The organism is Candidatus Mycobacterium wuenschmannii (genome assembly GCF_030252325.1).
In the GTDB taxonomy this organism is placed as follows: domain Bacteria; phylum Actinomycetota; class Actinomycetes; order Mycobacteriales; family Mycobacteriaceae; genus Mycobacterium; species Mycobacterium wuenschmannii.
The window spans coordinates 982,215-994,145 of the sequence record NZ_CP126981.1 but is presented as its reverse complement, the minus strand read 5'-3'; the positions used below and the strand labels follow the sequence as shown (position 1 = coordinate 994,145).

At 68.1% G+C, this 11,931-nt stretch carries 8 protein-coding genes; 3 read left to right on the top strand and 5 right to left on the bottom strand.

Annotated elements, in window-relative coordinates; translation table 11 throughout:
- Window positions 1–12: 12 nt before the first annotated feature.
- Window positions 13–453, bottom strand: coding sequence for a universal stress protein (locus PT015_RS04870; protein ID WP_285189187.1), 441 nt, complete (start codon window positions 451–453; stop codon window positions 13–15).
- Window positions 454–765: 312 nt separating this feature from the next.
- Here PT015_RS04870 and PT015_RS04865 point away from each other — a divergent pair, with 312 nt between their 5' ends.
- Window positions 766–2,328, top strand: coding sequence for a mannosyltransferase (locus PT015_RS04865; RefSeq protein WP_285189184.1), 1,563 nt, complete (start codon window positions 766–768; stop codon window positions 2,326–2,328).
- A 10-nt stretch (window positions 2,329–2,338) separates the two neighbouring features.
- Here the strand turns inward: PT015_RS04865 and PT015_RS04860 are convergent, their stop codons facing one another.
- Genes PT015_RS04860 through PT015_RS04850 form a run of 3 tightly spaced genes read right to left on the bottom strand, consistent with a single transcriptional unit; the run spans window position 2,339 to window position 7,970 of the window.
- A complete protein-coding gene (locus PT015_RS04860) occupies window positions 2,339–3,733 on the bottom strand; it encodes an MFS transporter (RefSeq protein WP_285189183.1) in 1,395 nt (464 codons plus the stop codon).
- A complete protein-coding gene (gene uvrB / locus PT015_RS04855; protein ID WP_285189181.1) occupies window positions 3,730–5,889 on the bottom strand; it encodes an excinuclease ABC subunit UvrB in 2,160 nt (719 codons plus the stop codon). Before uvrB ends, PT015_RS04860 begins: the two co-directional genes overlap by 4 nt.
- 32 nt (window positions 5,890–5,921) lie before the next feature.
- Window positions 5,922–7,970: a serine/threonine-protein kinase gene (locus PT015_RS04850; protein WP_285189179.1), complete on the bottom strand. Its 2,049-nt coding sequence runs from the start codon at window positions 7,968–7,970 to the stop codon at window positions 5,922–5,924.
- A 306-nt stretch (window positions 7,971–8,276) separates the two neighbouring features.
- Here PT015_RS04850 and PT015_RS04845 point away from each other — a divergent pair, with 306 nt between their 5' ends.
- Together PT015_RS04845 and PT015_RS04840 are read left to right on the top strand one after the other, a co-directional pair.
- Complete coding sequence (locus tag PT015_RS04845) at window positions 8,277–10,868, top strand: ATP-binding cassette domain-containing protein (protein WP_285189177.1); 2,592 nt, start codon at window positions 8,277–8,279, stop codon at window positions 10,866–10,868.
- Complete coding sequence (locus tag PT015_RS04840) at window positions 10,868–11,371, top strand: DUF402 domain-containing protein (RefSeq protein WP_285190929.1); 504 nt, start codon at window positions 10,868–10,870, stop codon at window positions 11,369–11,371. Before PT015_RS04845 ends, PT015_RS04840 begins: the two co-directional genes overlap by 1 nt.
- Window positions 11,372–11,374: 3 nt before the next feature.
- On the opposite strand, the gene PT015_RS04835 is transcribed toward PT015_RS04840, so the two are convergent.
- Window positions 11,375–11,905, bottom strand: coding sequence for a hypothetical protein (locus PT015_RS04835; RefSeq protein WP_285189175.1), 531 nt, complete (start codon window positions 11,903–11,905; stop codon window positions 11,375–11,377).
- Between the last annotated feature and the right edge of the window lie 26 nt (window positions 11,906–11,931).

The window sequence follows — 11,931 nt, the reverse complement described above, 5'->3', positions numbered from 1 at the left end:
GAGAAAGACCGCTTACGAGGTGTGGACGATCAGCACGTCGACTTTGGCGCGCCGCGAGACGTTCGCGGGCACCGAGCCCAGCAGTCGGCCGGCGATCGTGCTGAGGCCGACGTTGCCTACCACCAGAAGATCGGCACCGACCTCTTCGGCGAGGCCCACCAGCGCGTCGACGGGGGCGCCGACCACCGATCGTTCCTCGACGTTCTGCGCTCCCGCGGCGCTGGCCCGCTCCTTCGCCTCGCGCAGGATCGCGTAGATCGGGGCGCTGCCCGACACCTTGTAGCTCTCGTCCTTCAGTGCGTCGGCGGCGCGGGAGTCGTCGCCCGACGGCAAGTAGGCGGTCGCGACGATCAGCTTCGCGTCGGACCCGGCGATGCTTCCTGCCTTCTCCACCGCACGTAGCGACGAGTCCGAGCCGTCGGTTCCCACCACCACGGTCCGATAGGCGCTCATTTACCCTCCCAGGTGTCGGTTGCTTCGCCAACCAAAGACAGTAACGGTTTGCCGGGGGTGAGTGGTCGGATTGAAACACGCCGATTCGGTTGGCATTACTCGGACTCACGCGCATTCCGCGGCGCCGATTCCGGCACCTATGCTCGTCAGTAGTCACTCAGCGCATCGAATTCCGTTGACACTGCGGTTTTTTCGCGGTCGAAGCGAGCCGTTCGATAGACCGATCGCATCGGCTCCAGCGGCAAAAGTGGCCCGTGAGCAGGCCGGACGGGTAAGCAGCTTCACCACACTGGCCTTACAGTGACACACATCATGGTTGTTTCCACGCTCGAAGAACCCACCACGGAGTGCGCTGCCCCCCAGGGGCGTCCGCGGTACCCGGGTCGGTTGTTCGACCCGCTCGCCGTCGCGCTGCTGGCCGCGCTCATCGGCAGCATCGCGGCCAGCCGGCCGTCCCTGTGGTTCGACGAGAGCGCGACCATCTCGGCCTCGGCGAGCCGCTCGATTCCCGACCTGTGGCGGCTCCTCGGGCACATCGACGCCGTGCACGGCTTGTTCTACCTGGTGATGCACGGGTGGTTTTGCCTGTCTCCGCCGACCGAGTTCTGGTCACGCGTGCCTGGCTGCATCGCCGTCGGCGTTGCAGCGGCCGGCGTGGTGGTCTTCGCCCGGCAGTTCCTACCGCGCAGCACTGCGGTGTGCGCGGGCGTCGTCTTCGCGATCCTGCCCCGGGTGACCTGGGCGGCGATCGAGGCTCGTTCGTACGCGCTGACGGCGGTCGCGGCGGTCTGGCTGACCGTCTTGCTGCTCACCGCGATCAGGCGGAATCGGTGGTGGCTGTGGACGGCCTACGCGCTGGCGCTGATGATCTCGATCCTGCTGAACGTCTACCTGGTGCTGCTGGTGCCCGCCTACGCGGTCATCACGCCGACGCTGCGTCGGCAACGCTCCGTGGTGGTGTCGTGGGCGGTCTCGTCGGCGGTCGCGGTCGGCGCCTTGACGCCACTGATGCTGTTCGCACACGGCCAGAGCTTCCAGGTCGCGTGGATTCATCCGTTGAGTTGGCACAGCCTGCTCGACGTCCTATTGCACCAGTACTTCGACAACAGCGTTCCGTTCGCCATCCTGGTGGCCCTGATTTTCGTTGCCGCGCTGACGATTCGATACACCGGCCGATGGCAGGCGAACGGCGACACCCGCCGGGCGCTGATCGTGTGCGCGGCGTGGTCGCTGGTGCCTACCGCCATCAGCGTGGTCTATTCGGCACTCAGTGATCCGTTCTACTACCCGCGCTACCTGTTCTTCACCGCACCGGCGATGGCGGTCGTGCTGGCCATCTGCATCGTCGCGATCGCTCGGCGGCCGCGGTGGATCGCCCTGGTGCTGGTCGCGCTCACCGTCGCGGCGGCGCCGAATTTCGTTCTGTCGCAACGGCAGCGATACGCCAAAGAGGGCTGGGACTACAGCGACGTCGCAGACATCATCACCGCCGAGGCGGCACCCGGGGACTGTCTGCTCGTCGACAACACCGTCGGCTGGCTGCCGGGTCCGGTTCGTGCGCTGCTCGCCGCCCGCCCGGCGGCCTTCGCGCCACTGGTCGACGTCGGCCGGGGTGTGCCGGCGCCCAAGCGGGAGACGCTGTGGGACGGCCACATCGCGGTGTGGCTGATCGTCGGCCGGTTGTACAAGTGCACCACCTTGTGGACCATCTCCACGCATGACACGAAATTGCCGAATCATCAGGCCGGACAATCACTTCCACCGGGCCGCGTGCTGGCCCGCACGCCGGCCTATCTGGTGCCGCAGAACGTCGGCTTCCACATCGTCGAGCGGTGGCAATTTCACCGCACGCAGGTGATCAAGTCGATCCGCTGAAAGTCTCTGGCTAAGAACTCAATCCGCGAACGGCACGGCGCGCGGCGAGCATTCCCAGGATGCCGACGGCGGCGAACACCGCGAACAGCGCCCGCGCGGCGACCACCACACCGCCCTGCGCGCTGTTGACGACGACCCCGGCCAGGCCCGCGCCGAACGCTCCGGCGATCATCTCGACCGTGTTGATCGCCGCGCCCGCGGCGGCGCCCTCGTTCTCGTCGACGCAGTGCATTGCCCATGCCGACAAGTGCGGCCAACCCGCCCCGAGACCCACCCCCGTGAGCGTCAGCGCGGCGGCCCACGTCACGACCAGGCTCGCCGGCGCGTTCTCCACCTGGGTGACAGCCGCGAGGGTCAGCCCGAGCGTGATCGTCAGCGGCGCCGCCACCACGACGCGTCTGATGGCCCGCTCACTCTTCAGCGACGCGCTGACTATTTCGCTGACCGCCCACCCGATGGCCAGTTCGGCGCCGAGAAATCCGGCAACCACCGGCACCAGGTGCGCCAAGCGCTGCCCGAACAGCGGCACATACATGTCGACCATCGCCGACATCATCAGCACCGCCAGCGCCAAGTAGATCCACTTCAACGGGCCGGGGCCGAACATGCTCGGCGGCAGCACTTTCGCCGTCGCCCGCCGGTCGACAATGACGAATGCGACGATCAAGGCCGTGCTCAGCGCGAGCAGCGTCACGGTCAGTGCGACGTTCGTCGGAACCTGCGCGATGCTGACGGTCAGCGCCGCCGCACTCAACACCAGCACCGACCACTTGGGCACGTGCGGCGCCTGCACGGGCTGTCCCGGTTCGGCGTGGCCGGCGGGCAATACCGCCGGGACCAACACACCCATCACCACCGACAGCGCGGCCATCACGCCGAAAGCCCCACGCCACAGGCCGAACTGGGCGAACAGACCGCCCGCCGCGGGACCGATCACCGTCGCCACGCCCCACATCGCCGAGACCAGCGCCGAAGCCCTCGTCCACAGCGCCCGCGGCAGCGTGGTGGTGATCAGCGCATAGCCCAGGCCGGCCAACAGCCCCCCGGCCGCACCCTGCAGCGTTCGACCCAGCAGCAGCACCGCCATCCCCGGGGCCGCCGTGCACACGATGCTGCCGAGCCCGAACACGAGCAGCCCCAACAGGAATGACCAACGGGCACCGACCCGCAGCAGCGTCACGTTCACCGTCGCCGCCGCGGCCACCGACCCCAGCAGGTACAGCGTCGTCACCCAGGCGTAGAGCCGTGCGCCGCCGATCTCGGCGATCGCGCTCGGCAACAGGCTGACGGTGAGGAACTCGTTGGTCGCGTACAGCGCCACCCCGCCGGCGAGCAGCGTTGAGGTGCCCAGGTGGCTAGGGCCGAGAAGCGAGCGCCAGCTGTCGTCCGCCGGTGCCCCGCTCACTTGAGCCCGGCGGCGTCCATCCCGCGCAGCTCTTTCTTGAGGTCGTGAATCTCGTCGCGGAATCGGGCGGCCAGTTCGAACTGCAGGTCGCGGGCCGCAGTCATCATCTGCTCGGTGAGGTCCTTGATCAGGTCGGCCAGCTCGGCGCGGGGCATGTTGGCGGTGTCCCGGCCCTCGATGACCCCGGCGCTGACGGCCCGGCCCGGTTCACCCGGCGCGCGCCGGCCGCGAGACGAATTACGGCCGGAGCCACCGATTTCCACGCCGGCGGTGTCGTCTGCCTCGCGGTACACCTGGTCGAGGATGTCGGCGATCTTCTTGCGCAGCGGCTGCGGGTCGATGCCGTTCTCTTCGTTGTAGGCGATCTGCTTGGCGCGGCGCCGATCGGTCTCGTCGATCGCCTCCCGCATCGAGTCGGTGATCTTGTCGGCGTACATGTGGACCTCGCCGGAGACGTTGCGCGCCGCGCGGCCGATGGTCTGGATCAGGCTGCGCGACGAGCGCAGGAATCCTTCCTTGTCGGCGTCGAGGATCGCGACCAGCGACACCTCCGGCAGGTCGAGGCCCTCACGCAGCAGGTTGATGCCGATCAGCACGTCGTAGTCGCCCATTCGCAGCTGTCGCAACAGTTCCACCCGGCGCAGCGTGTCGACCTCGGAGTGCAGGTACCGCACCCGGATACCGAGTTCCAGCAGGTAGTCGGTGAGGTCCTCGGCCATTTTCTTGGTCAGCGTCGTCACCAGGATCCGCTGGTCGGCCTCGGCGCGCTTGCGGATCTCGCCGATCAGGTCGTCGATCTGCCCCTTGGTCGGCTTCACCACGACCTTCGGGTCGACCAGGCCGGTCGGGCGAATCACCTGTTCGACGAACTCACCGGCGGCCTGGCTGAGCTCGTAGGGGCCGGGCGTCGCCGACAGGTAGACCGTCTGCCCGATCCGGTCAGCGAACTCCTCCCACGTCAGCGGCCGGTTGTCGCACGCCGACGGCAGCCGGAACCCGAACTCGACCAGGTTCCGCTTGCGCGACATGTCGCCCTCGTACATGCCCCCGATCTGCGGCACGGTGACGTGCGACTCGTCGATCACCATCAGGAAGTCTTCGGGGAAGTAGTCCAGCAGCGTCGCGGGTGGCGAGCCCGGTCCGCGATCGTCGATGTGTCGCGAGTAGTTCTCGATGCCGGAGCAGAACCCGACCTGGCGCATCATCTCGACGTCGTAGTTCGTCCGCATTCGCAGCCGCTGGGCCTCGAGCAGCTTGCCCTGGCCTTCGAGTTCGGCGAGCCGCTCCTCGAGTTCCTGTTCGATCGTCGAGATCGCGTGCGCCATCCGCTCCGGGCCGGCCACATAGTGGGTCGCTGGGAAGACGCGGAGCGAATCGACTTGTCGCACAACGTCACCCGTCAACGGATGCATGTAGTAGAGCGCCTCGATCTCGTCGCCGAAGTACTCGATTCGCAGCGCGAGTTCCTCGTAGGACGGGATGATCTCGACGGTGTCGCCGCGGACCCGGAACGTGCCGCGGGTGAACGACATGTCGTTGCGGGTGTACTGCACGTCGACGAGCAGGCGCAACAGGCCGTCGCGCGGCACCTCGGTGCCGACCTTCAATTCCACCGATCGGTCCAGGTAGGACTGTGGCGTGCCGAGGCCGTAAATGCAGGACACCGAGGCGACCACCACCACGTCGCGCCGCGACAGCAGCGACGACGTCGCAGAGTGCCGCAACCGCTCGACGTCGTCGTTGATCGAGCTGTCCTTCTCGATGTAGGTGTCGGTCTGCGCGATGTAGGCCTCGGGCTGGTAGTAGTCGTAGTACGACACGAAGTATTCGACGGCGTTGTGCGGCAACATCTCTCGCAGCTCGTTGGCGAGCTGGGCGGCCAGCGTCTTGTTGGGCGCCATCACCAGCGTGGGCCGCTGCAGCCGTTCGATCAGCCATGCGGTGGTGGCCGACTTACCGGTCCCGGTGGCGCCCAGCAGGACGACGTCGCGCTCCCCCGCCTCGATCCGTCGCTGGAGATCGTCGATTGCGGCCGGCTGATCACCGGCCGGCGCGTAGGGGCTGACCACCTCGAATCGGCCGCCGGCCCGGACCATATCCTCGACCGGGCGGTATTCGGAGTGCGCAAGCACGGGATGCTCGGTAGCGAACGCCATGGTGACCAGGGTAGAGCGCACCACCGACAAGGTCAGCTGTGCTGGCTGCTCCAGACGCGGCTGCCGGGGGCGCACTGGATGAGGTGCCCGTCTTCCGATTTGGACATGGTGAACACCGGTGTGTCGGTGCACGAGGTGCCGACCGGATGCACGCCGCTGGTCACCGGCGCCCTGTCCCAGACATTGGTCTCGCACACCACCTGCTCGTTGGACGTCGAGTCGTAGGCCACCTTGTCGATGTCGGTGCAGGGGCCACCGAGCACCGGCGGAGTCGGGGCGCCGATCGGCCCGGTCGTCTCGTTGGCGGCTTCGGCGGGATCGGCGACCTGCACGTCCGGCGGAACGCCCCCGCTGTGGGAGGCAACGACCGGAATGCGCAACGTCGCGCCCTGCGAACCGCACTCGTTGCTCTGCACGGTCTGGGTCTGGACGCCACGCAGAGTGCCGTCGGGTTCGGGCGTCAGCGACCACACCACCGTCTCGGACTGCGTGACGATCGGCGCACCGCGCGCCTTCTGGCACTGCGCCTGCATCTGCCGCGGCTCGCTCTGCCAGTGCCCGTCGACGAAGTGCAGGACGCCGCTGTTGCCGCTGCCGGTGCTCTTGGCGTAGGTGTGGGTGGCCTCGTCGAGTTTCGTGCCGGTCGCCGCGCATCCGGCCGCGGTACAGGCCGACGAGAACGCCCACCACGTCGTGTCACCGCCATTGGTCCGGATGACGCCGTTGGACGTCTGCTTGGAACGGTCGTAGTCGAGCCGATACGTGCCGTTGAGAGGCGGCGCCGCGAGCGCCGACCCCGAGGTCGACGTCTTGCTGACCCGCGGCGGCGCCGCGGTGGTCGCCTGCGGCTGGTTGTCCCAGGAGAAGAAGGAGATCGCCCAGGTCACCGCCAGCGACAGCATCGCCAGTACCAGCGCCACCGCGATGCCCGTCTTGAGTGTCAGCTTCCGTGTGCGGGGCGTGGTCCGCGGACGCCGCAGCACCGCCCGTGGACGGGCCCGCTCCGCACAGCCGCCGACCTGGTCGCGGAAGGCCGCGGCGAACAGCCGGCAGCGGTCGTAGCGCTGGCCGGGCTCCTTGGCGAGCGCCTTGGTGAAGACGTCGTCGAGGCCCGCCAGATCCGGGCGGTAGTCGCTGAGCCGCGGCGGAGTCGCATGCAGGTGCTGGCTGATCACCGCGACCGGGTTGGAGTTCTGGAACGGCGGCACACCGGTCAGCAGGTGAAACGCAGACGCCGCCAGCGCGTACTGGTCGGCGCGGCCGTCGATGTTCGATCCGACGAGTTGCTCGGGGGCTGCGTACGCGACCGTGCCGACCGCGACATTGGTCTCGGTGATGCCACTGATGTCGGCGAGCTGGCGCGCAACGCCGAAGTCCGCCAACAGGATTCGTCGATCATCCTCATCGGGATGGGTCAGCAGGATGTTCGCGGGCTTCACGTCGCGGTGCAACAGGCCCCGCGCGTGGGCGTAGTCGAGCGCACCGGAGACCGCGGTGATGATGGCGCAGACGTCGCCCTCGGGCATCCCGCCGCGGAAGCGTTCACGCATCAACCGGGCCGCGTCGGTGCCCTCGACGTAATCCATCGCGATCCAGAGGTGACCGTCGAACTCGCCGCGGTCGTGCACCGCGACGATGTGCGGATGCCACAGCGTCGCAGCAAGATCCGCCTCGCGGTTGAACCGTTCGCGGAACTCGGCGTCGGCGGTCGTTCCCTCGCTCAGAATCTTGAGGGCGTCGCGGCGTGGCAACCGCGGGTGCTTGGCCAGATAGACGTCGGCCATCCCGCCGGAACCCAGCGGCCGCAGGATCGTGTACCCGGCGAACGACGTCGGGGCGGCCAGGGCGTTGCCCGACGGGTCACCCGTCGCGGGCCGACGGACGTCGACGGCTTGCCGCGAGGGCCGCGAACCGATCAGCGGCACCCGCGTCAGCAGGCGGGTGATGCCGAGATCCGGAAGCGAGGCGTAGCCGCGCTCCAAGAGGCTGGGCGGACGCTGCGGGGGCGGCGAGGCGACGGGCTCGGCGGGTGACCCCGACTGGGCGTCCCAGCGCTGGGTAGCTCTGGTCGCCTCGTCCATCGACATCTCCCCCTCACTTCGCTCGCTTGGTGTCTGGTGCACCGCTTTCCCCGACCGCATCCGTCGGCCGGACCGAAATCGTGAATCAGTTGCGGGCCGGGCGTTTTCATCATTCCCCGGGGCGCAGCCGCGCCCACAGAACTGACCCACCGTCGACGATCATGCCGCCAGTCGCGGTGCGCTCCCGTTGTGCCGGTTATGAAACAGCTGTGAATCGAGTCTTCTGTCGCAGCTCGCGTGCTCCATAAGGCCGAATCACAGTCCGTCCCGTCAAATCCATGCCGCTACGCGGTCGATACTGGTGTGGTGAGTCGACCAGCCCCGCCCGTACTGACCGTTTGGCACAACGGCTCAGAAACGACGTTCGCGCCGGGCCACGACGTCATCATCGGCCGCGACGTTCGGGCCGATGTTCGGATCGCCGACCCCCGGATTTCGCGGGCACACCTGATTCTCCGCTTCGAGCAGGGCAAGTGGATCGCCATCGACAACGGCTCGGTGAACGGGACGTTCGTCAACGGTTATCGCCGGCCCGTCGTCGACATCCACGACGGCCAGAGCATCAACATCGGCAATGCCGGTGGCCCACAGTTGACGTTCGAGATCGGCTCGCGCCGCGGAAAAGGCGGCCCGCCACCGGTCGGCGGTCCCCCGCGACCCGCACAGCAGACGATGACATGGTCGACGCCGGCCCAGCCGGTCGCTCCGCCGCCGCCACCGCCGCCGCAAGTCCGGCCCGCGCCACCGCCTCGTCCGCTCCCGGCGTCGGAGTACCCAACCACCGTGCAGGGCGGACGCCCCCCGGTGGGGCCACCGCCCGACCAGGCGACCGTTGTCAATGCGCGTTCGGCCCCCGCGCTGCCCGGTGTTCCGCCCACCGAGGTCACCATGCTGGGCGCCCACGCCGCCGAGGGCGCAAACTTCGCCACCCGCTTCGTCAAGCGTCTGGCGCCGCGGGCCACCCCGTCGAGCAAGCCGACCGGCTCGGTCACCATCGGGCGCGCCGCCGACAACGACATCGTCGTGCCCGACGTGCTGGCCTCGCGCTATCACGCCACGCTGACGCTGACGCCGCTCGGCACCGAGATCCGCGACACCAGCGTCAACGGCACCTTCGTCAACGGCACCCGGGTCGGCTCGGCGATCCTCAGCGAAGACGACGTCGTCACCGTCGGCAACATCGACCTGGTGGTCAGCGGCGGCCTGCTGGTCCGCCGCAGCGAAACCGAGGCCGCCACCCAGACCGGCGGGCTCGAGGTACGCAACGTGCAGTACACCGTCGAGAATGGCAAACAACTGCTCACCGACATCTCGCTCACGGCCCGACCCGGGACGCTGACCGCGGTGATCGGCGGATCCGGCGCCGGCAAGAGCACGCTGGCCCGGCTCATCGCCGGCTACACGACGCCCAGCGGCGGCGCGGTCACCTTCGAGGGCCACGACATTCATGCCGAATACGCCTCGCTGCGCAGCCGGATCGGCATGGTCCCGCAGGACGACGTCGTACATCGGCAATTGACCGTCAATCAGGCGCTGAGCTACGCCGCCGAGCTGCGGCTGCCGCCGGACACCAACAAAGCCGACCGCGCCAAAGTCGTGTCGCAGGTGCTCGAGGAGCTCGACCTGACCAAGCACGCCGACACCCGCGTCGACAAGCTGTCCGGCGGGCAACGCAAGCGCGCGTCGGTAGCCCTCGAACTGCTCACCGGGCCGTCACTGCTGATGCTCGACGAACCCACGTCGGGCCTCGACCCCGCGCTGGACCTGCAGGTCATGACGATGCTGCGGCAGCTGGCCGACGCCGGCCGCGTGGTGCTGGTCGTGACCCACTCGCTGTCCTACCTCGACGTCTGCGACCAGGTGCTGCTGATGGCGCCGGGCGGCAAGATGGCGTACTGCGGCCCGCCGGACGGCATCGGCGAGGTCATGGGCACGACCAACTGGGCCAAGATCTTCAGCCAGGTCGGCGCCGACCCCGAAGAGGCCAATCGCCGGTTCCGCGAGCGTGAGCAGCCGCAACCGCCGGAGAAGTCGGACACGCCGGCCGACCTCGGCGAGCCGGTGCACACCAGCGTGCCCCGGCAGATCTCCACGATCGCCCGCCGGCAGGTTCGGCTGGTCGTCGCCGACCGCGCCTACTTCGTCTTCCTGGCGCTATTGCCGTTCATCCTGGGCGCGCTGTCACTGACCGTGCCGGGCAGCACGGGATTCAAACCCGCCACCCCGAACGGGACGCCGGACGAAGCCGCGCAGATCCTCGCATTGCTACTGCCCGCCGCCGCATTCATGGGCGTCGCGCTGACCATCCGCGACCTGGTCAGCGAGCGGGCCATCTTCCAGCGCGAGCAGGCGGTCGGGCTGTCGACGACGGCGTATCTGCTGGCCAAAACACTCGTCTTCTGCGGGTTCGCGATCCTGCAGGCCGCGATCGTCACCGCAATCGTGGTGGGCGGCAAGGGCGCGCCGAGCCGGGGTGCGGTGCTGCTGGGCCATTCGACCGTGGGAGCCACCGGCGAGTTGTTCCTGACCGTCGCGGCTGCCTGTGTCGCCTCGGCCGTATTGGGCTTGGCGATTTCCTCGCTGGTCCGGTCCAGCGAGCAGATCATGCCGCTGTTCGTGGTTGCGGTGATGGCGCAGCTTGTGCTCTGCGGCGGCATGGTCCCGGTGACGGGTCGGCTCGGCCTCGACCAGCTGTCCTGGCTGATGCCGGCCCGTTGGGGGTACGCGGCGGCGGCCTCGACGGTCGACCTGCGCCACCTGGTGCCGCCCACCCTGCTCCCTCAGGACCAGTTCTGGCAGCACACGAAGCATTTCTGGCTGCTCGACATGGGCATGCTGGCCGGCCTGACGGTGTTCTACGCGTGCTTCGTCCGCTGGAAGATTCGGCTCAAGCGCTGATGCACCCGCCCAAGCACGAGACGTTCGACCTGCGCGCCCGCACCAACACCGACCCCAAGGGCGTCGTCCGGCAGGTCGACGAGTACAGCGTGCGGCCGTGGGGCCTGTACATGGCCCGCCCCACGCCGGGGCGTGCGCAATTTCACTACCTGGAGTCCTGGCTGCTGCCTTCACTCGGATTGCGCGCCAGCATCTTTCATTTCAATCCCGGCCACGAACGCGACCAGGACTTCTACCTCGACGTCGGTGACTACACGGCAGGCCCGCAGGAGTGGAGTTCCGAGGACCACTACCTCGACCTGGTCGTCAAGACCAACGCGGGAGTGGAATTGACCGACGTGGACGAGCTGCTCGAGGCGGTGCGGCACGGCCTGCTGGCGCCGGAGGTGGGCGAACGGGCCGTCCGCCGGGCGATGGCCGCGGTAAACGGGCTCGCCCGCCACGACTACGACTTGGGGCGGTGGCTCGCCGGCCAGGGCATGCAGCTCGGATGGCGTCCGTGACGATCAGGCGAGCAGCTTGTCGAACAGTGCGCGGTAATGCACGAACGCGTCGCGCTGCTGTTCGGTGCTGACCTCCTCGTCGGACACGCTGGTGGTGTGGGCGGCACGGTAGTCGTCGACGATCTCCGGATGGTCCACTGAGATGTCTGCGGCCCGGCGGTCGAAATCGTCTACCGGGTAACCTCTTTCGCGCATCACCTCGGTCACCAGCCGATCGGCGGCGTTCACCGCGCTCGCGGGATTGTCGACGAAGCTGGCTTGAACCTCGTGCCAACCGTTGGTGAAGTTCGTTCGCGCGTCCGGCGTCAACGGAACGATGTCGAGCTTGTCCCGTTGACGCTCCCGGCCGGCCAACTCGCGATTGGCGGCCTTTGCGCTACCCGTCTGTGACAACAACCGCTCGTACTCGCGGCCGTAGTGGTCCCTCAGACGCCGGGTTGTCGCGTGACTCCTGGCGATGCCCACGCCGACGATGAGTGCGGGTATGCCCACAATGACGAGGGCGGCGATCACGATCCATACCCAGATGGCCATATCGAGGCTCCTTTCTAACACGCGTC

Coding starts and splice junctions, on each gene's coding strand:
- PT015_RS04870 (WP_285189187.1), bottom strand. CDS start 453: ATGAGCGCCTATCGGACCGTGGTGGTGGGAACCGACGGCTCGGACTCG.
- PT015_RS04865 (WP_285189184.1), top strand. CDS start 766: ATGGTTGTTTCCACGCTCGAAGAACCCACCACGGAGTGCGCTGCCCCC.
- uvrB (WP_285189181.1), bottom strand. CDS start 5,889: ATGGCGTTCGCTACCGAGCATCCCGTGCTTGCGCACTCCGAATACCGC.
- PT015_RS04850 (WP_285189179.1), bottom strand. CDS start 7,970: ATGGACGAGGCGACCAGAGCTACCCAGCGCTGGGACGCCCAGTCGGGG.
- PT015_RS04840 (WP_285190929.1), top strand. CDS start 10,868: ATGCACCCGCCCAAGCACGAGACGTTCGACCTGCGCGCCCGCACCAAC.
- PT015_RS04835 (WP_285189175.1), bottom strand. CDS start 11,905: ATGGCCATCTGGGTATGGATCGTGATCGCCGCCCTCGTCATTGTGGGC.